16 protein-coding genes and 1 pseudogene are annotated in these 19,449 nt (G+C 69.0%); 9 read left to right on the top strand and 8 right to left on the bottom strand.

The features are described from left to right. Positions 1 to 7: 7 nt before the first annotated feature. Together ACZ4TG_RS08115 and ACZ4TG_RS08110 are read right to left on the bottom strand one after the other, a co-directional pair. Positions 8 to 481, bottom strand: coding sequence for a hypothetical protein (locus ACZ4TG_RS08115; protein WP_468160609.1), 474 nt, complete (start codon positions 479 to 481; stop codon positions 8 to 10). Positions 482 to 740: 259 nt separating this feature from the next. Continuing rightward, on the bottom strand, positions 741 to 1,763 hold the full coding sequence (locus ACZ4TG_RS08110) for a helix-turn-helix transcriptional regulator (protein ID WP_468160608.1): 1,023 nt from the start codon (positions 1,761 to 1,763) through the stop codon (positions 741 to 743). On the opposite strand from ACZ4TG_RS08110, the gene ACZ4TG_RS08105 reads away from it, so the two are divergent. Then, on the top strand, positions 1,762 to 3,225 hold the full coding sequence (locus ACZ4TG_RS08105) for an MFS transporter (RefSeq protein WP_468160607.1): 1,464 nt from the start codon (positions 1,762 to 1,764) through the stop codon (positions 3,223 to 3,225). The two genes, ACZ4TG_RS08110 and ACZ4TG_RS08105, sit on opposite strands and share 2 nt — an antisense overlap. 371 nt (positions 3,226 to 3,596) lie before the next feature. Beyond that, complete coding sequence (locus tag ACZ4TG_RS08100) at positions 3,597 to 4,466, top strand: MBL fold metallo-hydrolase (RefSeq protein ID WP_468160606.1); 870 nt, start codon at positions 3,597 to 3,599, stop codon at positions 4,464 to 4,466. A gap of 355 nt (positions 4,467 to 4,821) precedes the next feature. On the opposite strand, the gene ACZ4TG_RS08095 is transcribed toward ACZ4TG_RS08100, so the two are convergent. Further along, positions 4,822 to 5,226, bottom strand: coding sequence for a type II toxin-antitoxin system PemK/MazF family toxin (locus ACZ4TG_RS08095; RefSeq protein ID WP_468160605.1), 405 nt, complete (start codon positions 5,224 to 5,226; stop codon positions 4,822 to 4,824). Between the two features lie 167 nt (positions 5,227 to 5,393). Between ACZ4TG_RS08095 and ACZ4TG_RS08090 the strand changes: the two are divergent. Continuing rightward, positions 5,394 to 6,459: pseudogene (locus ACZ4TG_RS08090) on the top strand (IS701 family transposase). An 86-nt stretch (positions 6,460 to 6,545) separates the two neighbouring features. Further along, a complete protein-coding gene (locus ACZ4TG_RS08085) occupies positions 6,546 to 6,899 on the top strand; it encodes a hypothetical protein (RefSeq protein WP_468160604.1) in 354 nt (117 codons plus the stop codon). Positions 6,900 to 7,086: 187 nt separating this feature from the next. On the opposite strand, the gene ACZ4TG_RS08080 is transcribed toward ACZ4TG_RS08085, so the two are convergent. Beyond that, positions 7,087 to 7,278: a hypothetical protein gene (locus tag ACZ4TG_RS08080; RefSeq protein ID WP_468160602.1), complete on the bottom strand. Its 192-nt coding sequence runs from the start codon at positions 7,276 to 7,278 to the stop codon at positions 7,087 to 7,089. 235 nt (positions 7,279 to 7,513) lie between these two features. Continuing rightward, a complete protein-coding gene (locus tag ACZ4TG_RS08075) occupies positions 7,514 to 8,275 on the bottom strand; it encodes a DUF6193 family natural product biosynthesis protein (RefSeq protein ID WP_468160600.1) in 762 nt (253 codons plus the stop codon). Positions 8,276 to 8,426: 151 nt separating this feature from the next. Here ACZ4TG_RS08075 and ACZ4TG_RS08070 point away from each other — a divergent pair, with 151 nt between their 5' ends. Both ACZ4TG_RS08070 and ACZ4TG_RS08065 read left to right on the top strand, forming a co-directional pair. Further along, entirely contained in the window at positions 8,427 to 8,792 is a 366-nt protein-coding gene (locus ACZ4TG_RS08070) for a hypothetical protein (protein ID WP_468160599.1), read from the top strand. A 130-nt stretch (positions 8,793 to 8,922) separates the two neighbouring features. After that, entirely contained in the window at positions 8,923 to 9,213 is a 291-nt protein-coding gene (locus ACZ4TG_RS08065; protein WP_468160598.1) for a hypothetical protein, read from the top strand. Positions 9,214 to 9,418: 205 nt separating this feature from the next. On the opposite strand, the gene ACZ4TG_RS08060 is transcribed toward ACZ4TG_RS08065, so the two are convergent. After that, a complete protein-coding gene (locus ACZ4TG_RS08060) occupies positions 9,419 to 10,474 on the bottom strand; it encodes a MerR family transcriptional regulator (protein ID WP_468160597.1) in 1,056 nt (351 codons plus the stop codon). A 3-nt stretch (positions 10,475 to 10,477) separates the two neighbouring features. Then, complete coding sequence (locus ACZ4TG_RS08055) at positions 10,478 to 11,149, bottom strand: HEAT repeat domain-containing protein (RefSeq protein ID WP_468160596.1); 672 nt, start codon at positions 11,147 to 11,149, stop codon at positions 10,478 to 10,480. Between the two features lie 447 nt (positions 11,150 to 11,596). Here ACZ4TG_RS08055 and ACZ4TG_RS08050 point away from each other — a divergent pair, with 447 nt between their 5' ends. Continuing rightward, positions 11,597 to 12,031: an ester cyclase gene (locus tag ACZ4TG_RS08050; protein WP_468160595.1), complete on the top strand. Its 435-nt coding sequence runs from the start codon at positions 11,597 to 11,599 to the stop codon at positions 12,029 to 12,031. A 1,326-nt stretch (positions 12,032 to 13,357) separates the two neighbouring features. Here the strand turns inward: ACZ4TG_RS08050 and ACZ4TG_RS08045 are convergent. Further along, on the bottom strand, positions 13,358 to 13,936 hold the full coding sequence (locus ACZ4TG_RS08045; RefSeq protein ID WP_468160594.1) for a DUF6086 family protein: 579 nt from the start codon (positions 13,934 to 13,936) through the stop codon (positions 13,358 to 13,360). Positions 13,937 to 14,177: 241 nt separating this feature from the next. On the opposite strand from ACZ4TG_RS08045, the gene ACZ4TG_RS08040 reads away from it, so the two are divergent. Then, positions 14,178 to 15,473 (top strand): competence protein CoiA, encoded by a 1,296-nt coding sequence (locus ACZ4TG_RS08040; protein WP_468160593.1) that lies wholly within the window; start codon positions 14,178 to 14,180, stop codon positions 15,471 to 15,473. A 167-nt stretch (positions 15,474 to 15,640) separates the two neighbouring features. Further along, entirely contained in the window at positions 15,641 to 19,330 is a 3,690-nt protein-coding gene (locus ACZ4TG_RS08035) for a protein kinase domain-containing protein (RefSeq protein ID WP_468160592.1), read from the top strand. The last annotated feature ends 119 nt before the right edge of the window (positions 19,331 to 19,449 follow it).

The raw sequence follows: 19,449 nt of genomic DNA, 5'->3' as shown, positions 1-19,449 counted from the left end.
TCTTCCCCTACTTGAAGTACTCGTTGAGGCGGGAAACGGACACGGCCGAGCCGTCGCGATTCCGGAGGGACGCGGCGATCGCGGCGTCGTTCTCGGCGTGCGCCTTCTTCGAGTAGTCCAGGTGGTTCGATATGTGCGCACAGGCCTGAAGGATGCTCTTGGCCTGCGAGGTCCACACGGATACCGTCGTCTCCAGCTCATTCCCGAGGGCGAAGTTGCTGCCTTTCAAGGCTGCTGCTGCCTGCATCGTGGAGCCGGCCCCCTCCTTGTCGGCGCCAGCGCCGGCGATGTCAGCCCCCTTCTGCAACTGGCTGTAGAGCAAGAAGGCCTCATGGCCCACAGCGCCGAGGTCGTCCTGGTGCACGACAAGGTCGTCCTGTCCGCCGCCCGTGGGGCCGCCCGGCAGTTGGTTGAGTCGCATCGAGGCTTGCTGTTGCGCGGTTACGTCCGCTTTTGCGCTATCCCATTCATCCCATGCCATCACACCATTGGATCATGACCCGATGACATGCCGATCGGCATGTAGGGAAAGGGGGTTGGGGCAAGGCCTTGGGGGAGCGCCTTGAGGGGTCGGGTGCGGTCTCACCCTTGAGTCCACGCCGCGGCGGGGGCGAGGCGGCCGTGGGTGCGTCGGCAGTAGAGCAGCAGGGCGAGCTCGTGTATCGGCATGGGGCTGCGTCGGGGTTGTGCTGAGGACCGCTCCAAGGTGTGGGAAGGTTCCCGGTCCCGGGGGAAGGCCCTCAGGCAGGCAACCCCGTCCGTACCCCCTGCCGCAGCATCTCCGCCGCCCCCACGTTCCGGTACCGCTCCACCAGCCCCTCCAGCAACCGCTCCGTCCTCGCGTCTTCCGGCGTATAGATCCACATCTTCACGTCCGGCGATGACGCGATCGCGAATGCCGTCGTCGTCACCCCGAGCAGCTCCCCGTCCACCGTCCAGAACGACTTCCGCCGCGTCTCCGAGGCGGCCACCTCGTGCCTGGCCCATACCTCGGCAAACTGCGGGCTCGTCTCCGACAGCTTCCGGATGAACTCGGTCCAGTGCGGATCGCCCAGCCGCTGCCCCGACGCCGACCGCAACTGCGCCACCATGAAGGACGTCTCCCGCTCCCACTCCACCAGCGGCTGCAGATGCTGTCCGACCGTGAACAGGTGCCACATGATGTTGCGCTCCGCTTCCGGCACCAGCACGATCGCCGGATCGAGCGCTGCGTACGCGTCGTTGAAGGCGAGCAGGTCGTATCGCGCGCTGACGATGCTCGCCGGCAGCGGAGTCAGCGCATCCAGGATCGTCTGGTTCTCCGGCGGCTGCGGCTGCCGCCCCGACGCGTCCAACGGCACGCTGGGCACGTCCGCGAGCCGGTACAGATGGTCGCGTTCCGTCCGGTCGAGTTTCAGCGTCCGCGCGATCGCGTCCAGGACCTGGACGCTCGGGTTGATACGCCGCCCCTGCTCCAGCCACGTGTACCAGGCGACGCCGATCCCGGAGAGCTGCGCGACCTCCTCGCGCCGCAGCCCCGGCGTACGCCGGCGCGTGCTGTGCGAGATGCCCACGTCCTGCGGTGTGACCCGTTCACGCCGGAGCCTGAGGAACGCCCCCAGTTCGGAGCGTCTGTGTGCCTCGTTGCCTGCGGCGGCCGGGTGTTTGTCGTGCGTCACCATCACAGTGTGCGGGACGCTTTCACACCGTAGCCAGATACCCCCGCTACCGGGATAACTGGGTATCTGGTAGCGGTATGTCACCACCAGGATCATCGCCGTCATGAATGAGACGACACAGAACCGGGCTGCCATGGCGGACCCCGGAGCCATCCCGCCGCCGGCTCCGGACACGGCAGCACACCACCGTCACAACAACCGCTTGCTGGTCGTCATGCTGGGCGCCGTCTTCATGGCCCTGCTCGACTCGACCATCGTCAACATCGCGGCCCCGACCATCCGTACCGACCTCGGCACGAGCGGCTCGGCGCTCCAGCTGATCGTCTCCGGCTACACCATCGCGTACGCCACTTTGCTGGTCACCGGTGCCCGCCTCGGCGCCCGCAACGGCTTCCGCGCCATGTTCCTGTTCGGGGTGATCACGTTCACCGCGGCCTCGCTCGGCTGCGGTCTTGCCCCCAACTCTGGCGTCCTGATCGGCGCCCGCTTGGTGCAGGGCATCGGCGCGGCCATGACGATGCCGCAGATCTACAGCTTGATTCAGCTCCGTTTCGAAGGCGCCGCCCGTGCCCGGGCGTTGAGCCTGTATGCGGCGACCATCGGCCTTGGCGTGGTCGTCGGTCAGGTCGCCGGCGGTCTGCTGGTCAGCGCCGACCTCTTCGGCAGCGGCTGGCGCGCGGTATTCCTGATCAACGTGCCGATCGGCGTCGTACTCGTCATCGCCGGACTGCGTCTGCTGCCGCATGGCAAGCCGGCCGGCTCCAAGGGCTTGGACGTCCTCGGCCTGATCACCTTGACCGTGGCCCTGCTTCTGCTGGTCGTCCCGCTGGTGATGGGCCACGAGCGGGGGTGGCCCCTGTGGATGCAGATCTCCCTCGTCGCGTCCGTCCCCATGCTCGTGGTCTTCACCCTCGTCGAGCGGGCGGTCGCACGGCGGGGCGGTGCGCCCCTGGTGCCCGGCAGGGTGCTGAAGACGCCCGGGCTGGTCCCCGCCGCGACCGCGATGTTCTTCGCGATGGCCGGGTACGCCGGTTTCCTGTTCTCCTTCTCCCAGCACATGCAGTCCGGGCTCGGCGAATCAGCGACCCGTACCGGCCTTGTCTTCGCACCGCTCGCCCTCGGCGTGGCGACCGGCAGCCTCACCTGGCAGAAGGTGCCCGAACGGCTCCACCGGCCGCTGATCGCCACCGGGTGCGCGGTCGCGGCGCTCGGATACCTCGGCATCGGCTTCGACATGCGCTCGAACGGGCACGGTGGTTTCGCCCTGCCGCTGCTCCAACTGGTCGTCGGTATCGGCATGGGTTACGTCACCAGCCCGCTGCTGACCGTCTCGCTCGCCAAGGTCAGGCCGGCCGATGTGGCGGACGCCAGTGGAGTGATGACGACCTCGGCCCAGATCGCCCAGGTGCTCGGCATCGCGGCGTACGGCAGCGTGTATCTGAGCGCCGTCGGCAGCCACACCGCGAACGCGTCGGCGCACGCCATCTCCGTGACCGCGATGCTCGTCGCGGTCGGCGCGCTGGCGGGCGGTCTCGTCTCGCTGAAGCTGCCGAGCAAGCACCGGTAGCTGTTCGCTGGTCCGGCGGCGTATGACCGGACCCGCGAGGCATATGGGGCGGATCCCGCACGACGGAGGCTTGCCGGTCCGTCATCGGCGGCGGTGCGAGCTTGGACGCAGCCGACCGTCACCTGAGGCAACGCCGGGCCGCAGCCCGCAGCCCGCAGCCGCACCGCCCCCGACCTGGCCTCCCGCCTGCCGGCGTCGCCCTCGACGTCCTCCAGGTCTGTTGGATGACTCTGGCGTCGATCGGGGGGCCGGAGAACGCGTTGGGACCGGAAGTACAAGATCGGCAGGGCCTACCGATTTCGGCTGCGGGTGGGGTATCCCTGAAAGGCGGCCCCGATCGGGGGTCGTTGCCCCCTGGAAGGACACTTGCCGTGGACGGCTGGTACGTGGACGACCGTTGCTTCAACTGCGATGTCGCTCGACAGCTCGCGCCCGAGCTGATCGGCGAGGCTGACGGAAAGTCCCAGATTCTGCGCCCGCCGCGCGATGAAATGGAGACCGGCCGCTTACACGCAGCCGTCTTCGCCTGCCCCACCCGCTCGATCCGCCCTACCTCCGGGCAACCGGACCAGGGGCTCGATCCCTTTCCGATGGCTTTGGACAGCGGCGTACTGTTGTGCGGGCACAACTCACAGCACACGGCCGGGGCCAATTCCTACCTGCTTCTGCGGCCCTCCCGGACGGTCATGATGATCGACACACCGCGCTGGAGCCGTGAACTCGCCGAGCGCTACGCAGCATCGGGCCAGGTCACCGATGTGCTACTCACCCACCGCGACCACGCCGCACACGGCCGCCGCTACGCGGACCATTTCGGCGCCCGGCTGTGGATCCACGAGGGCGACCTCGATGCGGCGCCGGACGCGGACCAGGTGATCGGGGGTCTCGAACCTCTGGAGATCAGCGAGGGGGTCACCGCCCACCCGCTGCCCGGACACACTCGGGGCAGCGTGCTCTACCTCGCAGACGACCGGTACTGCTTCAGCGGGGACAGCTTCTACTGGTCACGCACCACCGGTGATCTGGAAGTCGCGGAAAGCGTGACCTGGTACTCCATTGAGGAGCTGGCCGCCTCACTGGCCAGGGCGGCCGGACGGCTCCGGTTCGAATGGGTCCTGCCGGGCCACGGCGATCGCCGGCGGCTGCCCGCCGACGAGATGTCGAGTCGGTTGAAAACGCTGGCAGAGCGCACGCGACTGTTGCAGCCCCGACCGGTCGACTTCACCGCCGTTCGCTGGTGAACGGGCCCCGACCGAGCCGCACCCCCATGGCATCGGCCCCGGAGAACGTAAACCTCGGCACCCGCCGGTGGCGTCGCCTGAGCATCAGCCGGCACGCCCTGCTCACGCTGGTCCGTCGCCGGGCGGAGGCACGCCTACGCCGACCAGGCAACGGCCGAATCGGTGAACCTGAAACCACGTCAACCCGCCTGACCAGCTGGTCAGCCACTCCCACCCAGCGGGGGAACCTCACGGCATGCGCTGCCTAGTATTCCAGCCGTAGATCGTGATCTCGATGGTGAGGGGCGCCGAGGCCAGCGTGGATCATCTCGCCCGAGATCGCCCACGCCGTCACGGGCGTCGGCTCCTTCTTCGTCTACCCGAGTTCACCGAGACGGAGGGCGTCCCGTATCTCGCTGAGCTTCGCGGTCGTTGCCGGGGTCTGCTCCTGCGTTTGTTCGGCGAGTCGGAGGGCGCCGTCAATCTCGCTGAGCTTCAGGGAGGACAGGACGGCCTCCCGCTCTATCAGGTCGTCCCGGGACACAGTGGTCAGCCACGTGCACGGGGTGAAGCCTGGACGCGGGAACGCGAGGCGCAGCACGCCTTCGAACGGCAGTCCTTCACCGGCGCCCACCATCACTTCGATGCCCAGACCGCCGATGTCGACGCCCGCCGGAGCGACGACCTGCATCACCCGGATCCCGGACGTGTCCTCTCCCGACAGCAGTACGACCAACCTCCGCTCGTCGAACTGAACCCACCAGACTTCGCCACGTTGCACAAGTCCTCCAACTACAGGACGGCAGGCACACGCTGCGCGACCCTGACGTGCTGTGGAGACGGGCGCGGCCACCGTTGGTCATCGGTGTGTGAAGACAAACGTTCATGCTGTGGCCGCAGGTCACAGCCTAGACCCTGCCCCGCTGGCAGGAAGCGTTCGAGGGCCTGATGAGCCGGATAGCGGGACGGTTCACGCGGGTGGAATCCCGGTGCCGGGCCCGGAAGTTGGTACTCGGCCTGCTGTCCCGACCTGCCGCGCAAGAGCTGCTGGACCATCGCCGAGTGGGCCGGGGACAAAACCCCGGACGGCATGCAGCACCTGCTCGGGCGGGCCAAGTGGGACGCCGACCAGGTCCGCGACGACGTGCGCGCCTACGTGGTCGAGCATTTGCACGACGACGAGGCTGTCCTGGTTGTCGACGAGACCGGCGACGTGAAGAAGGGCACCGACACTGTCGGTGCTCAGCGGCAGTACACCCGCACCGCGGGCAGGATCGAGAACGCCCAGGTCGCCGACGCCGGCCGCCGGGCCGCCTGGGTCGCGGGAGACGAGGTCTACGGCGGCAACCCGAGGCTGCGCGCCGCGCTGGAGGAACGCGGCACCGGCTACGTCCTCGCGGTGGCCTGCTCGCACGAACTCACCACAGTTGCCGGGAAGTTCCGCGCGGACACGCTGGCCAGGAAGGTGCCCAAGAGGGCCTGGCAGAAGCTGTCCGCAGGGGCCGGAGCCAAGGGCCACCGCGTCTATGACTGGGCCGTCATCGACCTCACCGACCCCCGGCCCGGGAGCCAGCAGGTGCTGATCCGCCGCAACCGCGGCACCGGCGAACTCGCGCACTACCGCTGCTACTCGCCGGTCGCAGTGCCGCTGACCACCCTGGTGCGCGTCGCTGGATCAAGGTGGCGGGTCGAGGAGTTTTTCCAGTCCGGCAAGGGCTTGGCGGCCTTGGACGAGCACCAGGTCCGCCGCTACTCGTCCTGGTCCCGCTGGGTCACCCTGGCCATGCTGGCGCACGCCTTCCTCGCCGTCGTCCGCGCGAACGAACGCGACCGTCATCCCTCACCCGACGAGCTGATACCGCTCACCTGCAACGAGATCCAATGACTGTTCATCACGCTCGTCATCCAACGCGTCTTTGACCCTGTCCACCGGCTTGGCTGGTCCGTCTGGCGACGCCGCCACCAGGCCCGATCCCAGACCAGCCACTACCGACGACAAGCCGCTCAAGCATGAAGATCACGATCTATGGCTGGAGTGCAAGATGGCTGTGCCATGACTTAGCAATATGCTGTGCGAAACGGCAGCACAGGCGGACCGGCATGGCAGCTGCAGCTGCAGCTGTAGCTTTCGCCAAGCTCTTGTTTCTGGAAGCGAAAAGGGTTCAGGACCCGGATGGTGCGGACGAGATCCTCGTCGGTAGAGGTGACGGCGGTCCCGTTGAAAAGGTACGAATGCGCGTAGGGGACGTGTTCGAGTTCGACGAGCGGTTCGTGCCGTTCGTTCACCAAGCGCCGATTGACGTGGTTCCGCACGAAGCGAATGAGGCAACCGACCAGGTCAGCTTCATCGGGGGAGCGAAGATCATCCCCTCCGAGGTAGGTCTTGGAGAACGAACGCAGGCAATCGGCGCGCTGTCTTCGTCTCTGTACGAACTGACCTGCAAAGTCCTTTGACGACCCGGCATGGGCCATTGAGCCCTTGCCGTCATCAGTCTCGCAATGGTCCGTCGGCCCGCGAAAAGCGACCGCCTCAGAAACAGTCCGGACGGCCCGGGCAGCCTGCAACAGCATTGGCTTCAGGCCCAGCGCATCCTGCATCGGGCGACGCGAGTCCGCGCTGCCTCTGCCCACCCCCACAACATCAATGATCAGAGTGCTCGCGGTCGGACTCGGGCGCGGGGTGCGCCACGAACCGGCTCAGCCGATAGGTGGTCTGCTGCACCAGACGGCCACACAGCGTCTCGATCCGGATCATCGACCCGTCGATCCGTGCTTCTCGAAGACGGCGCAGTTGCGCGCGTATCTCCGACTCGTCCCGAGTCTCGAAGACCACCTCCCACCGTCCCGTATCCGGCGCAGTGCGAGCAGCCAGCCGCTGCCTCTCGGCCGCTTGCCGCCGCTTCCTCTTCCCCTGTCCTGGCACTGGCACAGAATCGCTGGCCGACGTCAGGACGGCAAGAGAATTGAACCGAGCACCACGTCCCGGCCCAGTGATGATTCGTCAGACAGGCTCTGGAACGATGACGAAAACCGATCTGTGATGCAGGTTCGCGCGCGATTGCAGCAGGTCAGGTAGTACCTCCTCGTTTCGGCCAGCCTCCCTCGACGGCCGGGCCCGCGTCCGCAGGGATGTTCGCTGCCACCAGCGCTGCGGCTTCACCAGCAGTGAGCCCGGAACCCAGCACACGTGACGGGGACGGTGTGGAATGTGGTGTGACCACGTTCCACAATCCCTCTCCAGCCGGAATCAGACGCGGAACCTCCTCGTGGAACGGATCCGCGGTGCTGCTGAGCAGGCTGAACTGGCCGTGCGAGGGAAACGGGAAGAAGACGCGAAGCGGCGGCTTCGCATACAGCGCCTCGGCCAGTTCGGCGTCGCCCAACCTGATCGCCCGCGAGCGTTCCAAGGTCAGTCGCCAGGCAGTCGACACGATCCTTCCGGTCGGTGCGGCGCTCAGCGGGTCCGCCGCGAGCAACGCCCACTCGCGGCGCAGTTGGCTGATCGGTGAGCCATTACGCCATTCGTGCAGGATGGCGGCAACCACTGCGAGGTCATCGGTACTGCCGAAGGCGCCCCAGGGCCAGCCGGAATCCGAGGAGATCTCGATACGGAACTCGCGTTCGTTGTCGTTCGTCGCATATACCGCGAACCGTGCCTCCCCACGTGCGCAGCATGCGGCGACAGCGGGGTCGAACCCCTCAACGGGCTCCATAGGGTCGGCGCTGCGTCCGTGGCGAGCTGCCTCGCATGTCAACGCCTCTCTCAGACCTCCTGGCACAGCCAACTCCGGATAGAGCTCGACTGACACTTCGCTCGAATGTTCGCTCATGCGCACACCCTAGGTGTATTGATCACGAGCGTTGTTGACCGCTACAGCAATGAACCACTGACGACTCAACGCGACCCGCGCCGACGTCCTGGGTCACATCGCCAGGACGGACGCCGACTGCGAGATCCGGGCCGTCACTGGCACCGACGAGGTGATTCTCAGCGGCATATCAGAGCCGCATCTACGGGACCTGGTCGCCCGCCTGCGCGACGGTTTCGGCGAGGACTTCGACACCGGTGCCCCGCGGGTGAAGTACCGGGAGACCATCACCGCACCTGTCCGCGCGGTGGAGGGGAGGATCATCAGGCAGGCCGGCGATCGAGGCGGGTACGCCCACGTCGTGCTGGACCTGGACCCGCTGGACCCGCAGCACCCACTGGAGCCCCATGAACCCCGTCCGGTATACGAATTTGTCGACACGAGCGCCGACGGAGCGATACCCCGCAACTTCATTCCCTCGGTGCAGGAGGGCGTCGAGGGCGCCCGCTGGCCGGGGTGCTCGCCGGCTACCCCGTAGTGGACCTGACGGTGACCGTCACCGGCGGCTCTCACCATCGAGTGAACTCCGCGCTCTGACCTTCCAGATCGCCGCAGCCGAGGCCTTCCGGAACGCGGTCCAACGAGCCGCCCCCATCCTGCTGGAACCCGTGATGAGCGTGGCGGTCACCGCGCCCTCCTCCACCACGGACGCCGTCACCGCGGACCTGGCCCAGCGCCGTGGCGACATCCAGGCGGTACAGGAATCGGCCGACGAAACCCTCATCCTCGCCCTCGCCCACGCCCACGCTCCGCTCAGCGAACTGCGCGGCTACGAGGCCGCATTGCGCACCCTCACTGACGAACAGGGCAGCCACAGCATGGAGCTCCTCGCCTACGCCCCCACCCCGATCACGGAATTGGAATCCATCCTCAAGGTCGGCGTCGGAAGCCGGCGCTGACGGTAGGACGTCGACCTGGAGGATCAGGACGGCTGGGAAGACGCCAGGGAACGACGCCGAACAAGGTCAAGGGGCACAGTACGCGCGGTTCGCGGGGCGGCCGGAGATCTTCCGGCGCGGGTGCTGCGGAAGGGCGCCTGCTACAAGTCCAAGCCGCTCGCCCAACCCCTCGCCACGGCCCGGCATCAGCCGCCCTCGACCTTGTTCAGTCGTGGGGGAGCGGTGTGGTCCGCGCCCGGTCGGCGCCAGGGGCGGAACGTAGCCGAAGAAGGTACGCCGCAGTCAGCGCAACGGTGCGGTCGTCGTCATGTGATAGCTCCACAAGGGCACATGTCGCCTTCGTCCCCGGGATGGCTGCCAGCGCCTGGGCCAGCCTTCCGCGTGCAGGCTGCGCTTCAGCGGTGTCGTGGGCGAGGCGATCGACGAGCCCGGTCGCGATCTGATCCGCCATCGCGGTGTCGCTCGCCACAGCGCCCAGCGCATCGGCTGCATCGGTGTCGTTCATTCCTTCCGCGATCATGTCGATGAGCGCCGGAACGGCATCGGCCACTCCACGTGTCCCGAGCGCCACAGCCGCATACCCCCGGACCACGACGTCGGCGCTGGCGAGGGCCTGCCGCAGGTGCGCGGTAGCCTCACCGCCGGTCATCTCGGCGAGGGATCGAACGGCACGTTCCCGCACCGCGGCCACCGGTGAATCGAGGGCTTCCGCCAGCAGCGCCGAGCCGCCGTCGCCACCGTCGCCCGACCGCGCGAGCGCCCATCGAAGGGCTCCTGCGACGTTCGGCTCCGCCTCGCTCAGTACCGCCTCGACCAAGGCCTCCACCGGCACCGGAACCTCGCCGGCCGAGGAAAGGGCCGCGCGCTGACGCGCGTCGGCGCTCTTCGAGCCGAGTGCCTGGAGGAGCGCAACGACCTGGAGGGCGTCTTCCCAGCCGGCAGGCTCGGCGGCCTCGATCCGGCGTAGCCGCGTCAGCAATTCGGTCTCGGCCGCGATGCGTTCGCGAGTCTGACGGACGAGGTCGCCGACGAGCGCCGAGGCCGTGAAGTCGGGATCGTCGAGTGCGCGCCCGATCTCACGCAGCGAGAGCCCCAGCGACCGCAGGCTCTCGATATGGAAGATCCGCCGGATGTCCTCCCTGGAGTACTCCCGATATCCGGATCCCCTACGACCGGAAGGCCGTACGAGGCCGAGCGACTCGTAATGTCGGAGCATGCGGGCACTGACCCCGGACCGTCGCGCCACCTCACCGATCAACACGTCCTATCGTCCCTCCTGGCCGGTCCCGCCGAGAGCCACGACGCGCTTCGCTTCCTCGATCGCGAACTCGAATCCGGCATCCGGGTCGCGCAGCAGCCGTTGCGTGGCGAGCGCGTGTGTTCGTACGTGTGGGTCAGGGTCCGTCGTCGCAACACGCAGAGCCGGCGCAATGACTTCACCCAGCGTGACCAGCGCCTGGCTGAGACTCAGCCGCACCTCCCGCTCGCCGCGCCCGAGCTGCGTCGCCAGCACTGCGGCCAAGGCGGACTCCTCGCCTTCCGGCACGAGCACGACCGCGGCCCGCCAAGCGCTCCGCGCCACCTCGTCGTCGGCGTCGGACAACAGCGTCCGTGTGATCGCCGACCACGCCTGCCGGTCCCCGATCTTGGACAGCGTGTGCAGCGCCTGGCTCCGTGCCTGCGGGCGCTCCGAGCGGACTTCGCGGACGAGCTGGGGGAGCGTCATGGACACCGGGTGGCGGGTGAGCGCCCAGGTCAACATATCGCGGACGAAGAACTCGGGCTCGATCGCGCAGCGCTCGATGAGCTTGTCGACGAAGCGCGGGTCAGGCGTCGTGCCGATCGCCAGAGCAGCTCGCAGTCGCACGGATGCACGGCCGTCCTCCAGCCCCTGGAGCGCTCGTATCGCATCCGTGTCCTGTTTCGTAGTCGTCATCGAGACCACCTCCTTGGCGCCCAGTGAAAACCTTGTCACCGTGTCAAGGTCAAACAGGTCAAACAGAGCCCGCTACACGACCAGCTCGGCCCCTCCGCTCCCCCGTGTCCGCGCTTGGCCAAGCGGACCAACTATCGCACTCAGGCACGCCGGGCAGAGGCCGGTGAGCTGGAAGGACGAGCGGGGGCGACTGGAGGAGGTGGCGGACGATGCGCAAGGCGGTGATCAAGCCCAGCCGCCACCGGCGTCCGCCGCGTGAGCGGCCACCGCTGGGACCAGGCCCCCGACCAGCGTCCTGCTGCTGGCGTGCTGAATGACGCGCATGGGTGCTTCCGGGTGATCGCACACGGAGGCCGGGCGCGCCTGAGGCGCCATTCCATGGCTGGGCGGGTCATGCTTCCGGGCGTAAAGGCCGGTTCAGCGTTGCGCCGCGCGCAGAGGAGTCCCGTGTCGAGCGAAGAGAACAAGAGGTTGGTTCGCCGCTTCTACGCGGAGATCGACAAGGGCAACGTGGAGGCCATGGACGATCTCGTGGCCGAGGATTACCAGGACCATTCACCGCCACCGTTTCCAGGGCTCGGGACCGGTCGCGAGGGGCTCAAGCAGGCGTTCCGTCTCTTCTGGGAGGCCACGCCCGGGACCCATGAGATCGAAGACCAGATCGCGGAGGGCGACAAAGTCGTCACCCGGCTGACGGCCCGCGGAGTGCACGAGAGGGACCTCCCCGGCATCCCCGCCACCGGTAACCAGCTCACGATGACGGCGACGGTGATTCACCGCATTGAAGATGGCAGGCTGGCGGAGAAGTGGTCGGACAAAGACCTTCTCGGCTTGCTGCAACAGCTCGGCGTCATCCCGACCCCCGGCGGTACGCCGGAATAGTCCGGGCGGCACCAGGGCTTGACGTGATGGGTACGGTGCGGTTGTGCTCGCGGAGGCAACCGAGGATTCCGCTGACCGCACCCGCGACCTCGGCCGGCTCACCGCACGGCGGCCGGCCCGGTGCCGAAACGTTCGCCGAAACTCCCCACTCCGTCGACCTCGGCGGCCGGGCCGGCGAACGCCTGTGTCGCCGCCTGCACCTGGTCGCTGGACGCATGCGACTGCTGGAGCCGCTGGACCCTCCGACGGCGCCGGAGCACTCCCAGCCCCTGACGCGATGGAGGTCGCCGACCGCTGGCCCCTGCTGCAGAATCTCGCCGCCGCGGTCGAGTCGAAGGCCACATCAACCGCGTGAAAACACTCAAGTGAGCCATGTAGGGCCGAGCCTCGTTCGAACTCCTGCGGACCCGCATCCTCATCCAGACATGAGCATCACCGCTTTCAACCAGGTGATCGTGTTGCAGTGAGCGCATGGCCCACGACGACCCGACGGTCAGCGCGTGCCAGGTGACTTCCCGGGCATGAGGCCGGGCGGGACCGTCGGCAGGCTCGCACTCGCGTCCGTGGCAGCGGAGCCGAGAGTGCCTTCCGAGCAGAGGCCGAAGACAGTGATGTCCACCGGGAAGCTACCCGTGTTCTTGCCCGCGACCGACCATTGCAGGGGCCGGCTGTCATAGGGGAAGCGGGGGCTGCTGCGGCTCAGGACGAAGGTGCTGTCCGGGTTGCCAGTGTTCGAGGAGACGAAACTGCCGCCCCCGGTGATCAGCTCCCCGGCTGGGCAGTCAGGGGTGTTGGCGACCCCGGTCTGCCCGGGCGCCAAGCGTACTCCGCCCGCGACTACGTGCGTTACGGCCTTCCGAGAGTGTGCCGCGTTAGACGCCACTGGACGTGCGGCGGCGACTCCTGCGCCGACGCCGATGGCCGCAACGGCGAGCAGACCAACGAGGCGGGTGTGTGTCATGACGACCTTTCGTATGGACGATGGACGGTGTCCGTTATTTCCACCGGAACGTCGTAGATGCACCGCTTCACGCAAACGTCGTAAGAAGAATCGATCTACTTGGCTCTGACTGGGTGAAGGCCGTGGGGGCACCACTCGACCAGGTGGCAGCCTTGGACAGCTCGCCCCTGCCTCGTCCGTCACACGTGCGGACATCTGCACTCGGTGGTGGATCCGCCTGCCCCAGCAGGAAGCGCCGACCACCTGCTTCACGGAACTGCGGTCAGAGCCGTTTTCAAGAGTCCTCATCAGGAATCGCCGAACTCTTGTGGCGAGCAGCACGGGTTGGAGTCCTGTGGTCCGTTCGTCATGCGCGATTGCCCGGGTCAGCAGGGCATGCGCCGCCCCAGCTCCCTCGCCTTCTCACGCAGTCCCGCACCCCAGGCTCCGCCTTCCGATGGGGCGGACAATCCTGTCCCAGCCGTAACCTGGACGTCTTCGAGCGGGGCATCCGAGGGAGCTCCGAGGTCTGCCCAGTCCACCGTGATTCCGGCGCGCTCTGCTAGCACTAGCGCTGTGGCGGTGAAGCCTTCGGAAAGCGCGAGCATGATGGCGTGGCTCGTTCTTCGGTGCTGCGCCAGCAGGGCGTTGACGAAGGTCTCGAAAGTGGCTGGGTGGATCTGGCACTCGTCGTTCTCCATCGGCCCGATGCCCGATGGGAGATTCAGCTCGGCCTCGAAGACCGCCACCAGGCGCTGGAACATGCGAGAGGCTCCGTTGGACGGGTTCCACAGGGTCTCGTCGCCCATGTCGAAGTACTGGCTCAACGCGGCACCTTTCAGCTGATCATGACAGTCAGCGTATCCAGCCGGATCATCGCCGTCGTCCGTGTTGCGTCTTGGACAGATGCCGGTGGCAGATGAGCGCGGTGTCACGGACAGCGGGCCGTCCGGGTGAGCGGACATCTGAGATCCTTGTACGCGGACAGTTGATCTTCCTCTGTGGTACGACTATTCGTCTCTCGGACGGGGGCCTATGAGGGCCGGGGGAAGGGAACGTGACCTGCGCAGCGGACACCGGCTGGGACGGGCGTCGCCCTCCACCAGGCGTCGTACGACGGGGAATACGCGGCGGCGCACCGGGGGCGAGGGGCGTGAGGCCGTCCCGGGTTGGGGACGCCGGCGGTGGGGCGCATGAGGGGGGCTGATGGGGTACACGGCCGTACACCCGTTATGGGGCAGGCTGGACGCATCGCTGGACGATCTCGGGTGCGGTCGCGCCTGGACGGACGTTCATCGCGTCAAGGAGCTGGAGCTGGCGTGTCCGGAGTGCCGGGGACGGGTCTTCGCCCGGGTCTCGCAGCGCAGTGCCCGGCACTTCTACCACCAGGTGCGGCCGGAGGACTGCGAGCTGGCGAACGAGTCGCCGGAGCACCACCTGCTCAAGCTGGAGCTGGCCATGGCGGCCCGGGCGGCGGGCTTCCGGGCGGACCTGGAAGTCAGCAGCGAGACCCGGAACTGGCGCGCCGACGTGATGGTCTTCGACGCGCACGGCCGCCCCTTCATGGCTTTGGAGGCGCAGCTGTCGCCGATGACGCCGCAGGACGCCCGGATGCGTACGGACCGCTACGCACAGGACGGGGTGGCGGTGTGCTGGGTCGCCCTGCAGGACCGGCCGTGGGAGCGCGTCGTGCCCTCGCTGCGGGTGCGCTTCCCACGGCAGCGGGGCGAGACCTGGACGGTTTGGCACGGGATGGTGCGCTACGCCTGGGAGCCGCGCACCCTGAAGGCGAGGGCCAAGTGGGAGCACATAACCTGCTCGCTCGGTGACGCGATCAAGTGGGTCCTCGACGAGCGGGTACACATTCACACCGGCATGAACGGCACGGTGTATTGGACGGCTCCCGCCTACGAGCACCTGGCCGTCGCCCGCGCCCGGCTGGAGGCCGAGGCCGAGGCCGTCGAACGGGCCGCCGACGCCGAGCGGCTTCGCCAGGAAGCCGCGGAACGGGCCGCTGCCGCTGTGCAACGTCGCCGAGCCGTCGAGGAGCGCGCGCGGGAACGGAAGCGGGCACGGGAGGCGGAGTTGCAGCGGCTGGCGGGCTTCTTCGAGTACGTCGGCCTGGATGCCTTGGTCTGGGAGTCCTTCACGCAGATGGTCCGTTCCGCTTCGGGCAAGGCGGTCAAGTACGGCGATCAGAGCCCGGCCCACGGCAACGGGCTGCTCGTCTACTCCCGGGAGAGATGGGGACACGGCGGGTTCAACCTGGCCGGTGTGGTGTGCCCTGACCCGAAAGCGCTCGCCCGGTGGCCGAAGGACCTGACGATCCTGGTACCGAATCAGACTTGGCTCTCTCGTATCCAGGCCGCCGCCAGGAGCCCGCTGAAGGTCGCGGTGCTGAACCCGGTCACCGGGCGCAGCGACTTCGTACGTGTCGCCCCTCACGGGACTGCGGGCGCACCGGTTGGTCCCGTTGGGTCCGACGGGACCAACCGGGCGTGAACAGGCGCGGTTGGAGGTGGGCCAGGTGCTCGCGCACGGGGCCGACTGCGGAACCGCCTCAAGGATTCGGCAAGATGAGACCCCGGCGTGCACGAGCTTCGGAGGTCTTGATGAGAGGTCCCGACAGGACGAACGCGTCAGCGGCGCCATGGCGGGTCGGCGATGTCGTGGACGGCCGGTATGAGGTGCTACGGCTGCACGGCGACGGCGGGATGGGCCTGGTGTACCGGGTACGGCACCTGGTCTGGGGCGTTGACCTGGCGGTGAAGAGTTGCCGCCCGGAGCTGTTCCGGGACCGAGCCGACCGCGAGCTCTTCCTGGCGGAGGCCGAGACGTGGGTGTCGCTGGGCCTCCATCCGCATGTGTGCGGGTGTTATTACGTGCGCGTCCTCGACGGTGAGCCGCGCGTCTTCGCCGAGTACGTCGCCGGAGGCAGCCTCGCGGACCGGATACGTGACCGCGGCCTCTACTCGGGCACGCCCCAGGACGTGCACGCCCGGATCCTGGACCTGGCGATCCAGACGGCCTGGGGTCTGGAGCACGCGCACGACAGGGGCCTGGTCCACCAGGACGTCAAACCGGCCAACGTCCTTCTTGACCTCGACGGCACCGCCAAGGTGACCGACTTCGGGCTTGCCAGGGCGCGGCCGGTCCTCCCCGCCTCCACGCCCGGCGGGCCGGCCCACATCAGCGTCCCGGTCTCCACGGGAGGCATGACCGTGGCGTACGCGTCACCGGAGCAGGCGATGGGGCGGCCGCTCGGCCGGCGCAGTGACATCTTCAGCTTCGCCGTGTCCGTGCTGGAGATGTACACCGGCGAGATCGTGTGGGCGGCGGGGCCCGTGGCGGGGGCCACCCTGGAGAGCCTCCGGGAGCAGAGCCGGACGGGCGGGATACCGGAGGACGAGAGCCCGGAGGACGAGAGCCCGGAGGACGAGAGCCCGGAGGACGAGAGCCCGGAGGACGAGAGCCCCGAGGACGAGAGCCCGGCGGGCGGCCGCACGGCCGGCGGCAGCGGTCCTCACGACCACGGCCCGGAAGACCGCAGCCCGCGCGACCGGCCTCCGGCCGACCGCCGTCCGTACGACGGCCCGGCGCACGGCGGCGGCGCGGACGCGGACGAGGCCGGGGTACGGCCGCCGGCGATCCCACCGGCCCTCGCCGCGCTGCTCGCCCGCTGCCTGGCCGAGGATCCCTCTGACCGGCCCGCGTCGATGAGCGAGGTCGCGGCCGGCCTGGCCGCCGTGTACCGGCAGGTGACCGGCACCGTCCATCCCCGTCCGGCCCCCTCGGCAGCCGAACTCCGGGCCCACGAACTCAACAATCGCGCTCTGTCCCTCCTCGACCTCGGTCGGCCGGACGAGGCCGAGGAGGCGTTCGCCGCCGCTCTGGCGGCCGACCCGCGGCACCCGCAGGCGACCTACAACGCCGGGCTGACGCGGTGGCGGAGCGGCGCTCTCACGGACCGGGACGTGGTCGTACGGCTGGAGACCGTCCGCGCGGACGCGGGCGACTCCTGGGCGGTACGGGACCTGCTGGCGCAGGTGCACCTGGAGCGCGGAGACGTGGACGCGGCCCGCGACCTCATCGAGGAGGCGCCCGGTCGCGCGGCCGACGCGCCGCCCGAAGACCCCGAACTCTCCGCCACCGTGCGGGCCCTGCGCTCCGGAGAGATCTCCGGTGTCCGCAGTACGGCAGAGTGGACCGTGCCCTGGACAGTGCCGTGGACCGGGCGCATCGCCCTCGACGGGGAGGGCGCGTCGTACCGGGAGCACGACAGGGTCCCCGTGGCGATCAGCGGCGACGGGCGGATCGCGGTCACCGGCCACGCCGACGGCACCGTGTGCGTGTGGGACGTCCCGGGTGGGCGGTGCCTCCGGATGCTGGACGGGCACGGGCAGACGGTGGAAGCCGTCGACCTCACCCCGGACGGCCGTTTCGCCGTCTCCTGCCACGACGACGGCTCAGCGTGGTTCTGGAACCTCACCGAGCGCCGCTTCAGCATCCGGGGCCGTACCAGGGGACGGCTGCTGCGCGGAGCTGGCGGGCCCGGCCGTCCTATGCACGGGAACATCCTCCTCGGCGCGGACGGCGGCGTCGCCGTCTGCCGGGGGAAGGACGACGTGCTCCGGGTGTGGGACGCCTCCCGCGCGCGGCCGCTGTTCCAGCGGGAAGGCGTGCGGAGCAACGCCATGACGCTGAGCGCTGACGGCCGCCTGCTGCTGCTCAGCGGCACGGAGCCGCGCCCCTCCCCGGAGCATGAGGTCTCCCTGTGGGATCCGCGGGACGGAAGCCGTCTGCTGGCCCTGCCGGCGGGGCACACGCCGGTGACGGCTCTGGCGCTGAGCCCCGACGGCCGATGGGCGGCGGCCGCGAGCGCCGGGGGGAGCATCAGGGTCTGGGACCTGCGCGACGGCGGCCGCGGCGTCCGCGTCCTGGCGGGCCGGGAGAACGCGTACGTCCTGTCGTTCAGCGCGGACGGACGTTTCCTGCTCGCGGCAGACGACGTCGTGCGCATCTGGGAGCCCGGCAGCGGAAAATGCCTGCACACCCTGCGGGCCCATACGGGCAGAACGGCCTTCTCTCACGGGCGAACGGGAGCGACGAGCGCCATCCAGGCCCTCGGCGACCCGCGCTCCTGGGTGTCCGTCGGCCAGGACCGGAAGGTTCGGGTCTGGACGCTGCCCACCGCATACACCGCCCCACCCAGGCTGAGCAGGCCCAGCCCCCAGGCGGAGATGAGCCGGCTCGGCGCCCGCGTGGACGCCCTGCTGGGGGATTCGCGCCGGGCCCTGTCGGCCGACCGTCCCGCCGATGCGCTCGACGCGCTCAGGCGCGCGCGGGAGATCCCCGGGTACGAGAGGGCGCCGCGCGTCATGGGCGCCTGGCGGGAGCTCACGCCCCACGCGGTCCGGACCGGTCTGCGCGCCGCCTGGTCGCCGCACGTCCTCACCGGCCACGGCATCCGTGTCCGCGCCGTGGAGTTCTCCGGAGACGGCCGTCGGGCCGTCTCCGCCGACGCCCGCGGTGAGGTCCGGGTGTGGGACACGACCGACGGCACCTGCCTGCGCCTCCTTCCCGGTCACGGAGGCGCCGCGCACTCCCTGTCGGTCAGCGGCGACGGCCGGCTGGTCGCCATCGGCGCCAAGGACGGCGCCCTCCGCCTCTGGGACCTCGACACCGGCGCGTGCCTGCGCGTCCTACCGGACGGGGTGAAGGCCTCGTACAACGCGACCGGCACCGTCCGGCTGAGCGCCGACGGACGGCGGGTGCTGGCGCACAGCGACGACGGCGCGATACGGCTCTGGGACCTGGCCTCGGCCCAGGTCGTGCAGACCCTGCACGGCCGGCGCGGCGGCACCCTCACCCTGAGCCACGACGGAGCTCTCGCCGCGTCGGCGGGCCTCGGTGCCACGACGCTGTGGGACGTGGACACCGGCCGGCTGCTTCACACCCTCCGTGACGCCTCCATCAGTACCACCTCGGGCCTCGACGCCTCGTTGCACTTCACCGCGGACGGCCGCCACCTCATGACGTCCGGCGGGCACAGCGCGCCCCACCACCGTGTTCAGGTGTGGGACGTGGCGACAGGGAAGGCCGCGCGGTCCTTCGGCGCCTTCGGGACGTGCAACGCCTTCCGTGCCAGTACGGACGGGCACGTCGCCGTCTCCGCCGGGAACGACCAGTCCTCCGCCGTGGTGTGGGACGCCCGCGGCGGCCATCGGCTCCGCACCCTCGACGAGTACGGGGAGGGCGTCACCGCCCTCGCCCTCACGGGCGACGGCTCGTTCGTCCTGACCGGGCACGCCTCCGGACGTCTGCGGCTCTGGGTACTCGACTGGGAGCTGGACCTGTGATGCGGTGCTGGACCGGGGGTCCAGTGGCCTGACGCCCGCCTGATGGCGAGCGATCCCAGAGCCCGGCACGGCAGCGCGCAGGAGCGGCCACGTCAGAACTGCGGGCCCGGCAAGGGCCG

This window comes from Streptomyces sp. NPDC028314, from assembly GCF_055565795.1.
The sequence above is the reverse complement of the archived record's forward strand: the minus strand, read 5'-3'. Positions and strand labels throughout refer to the sequence as shown.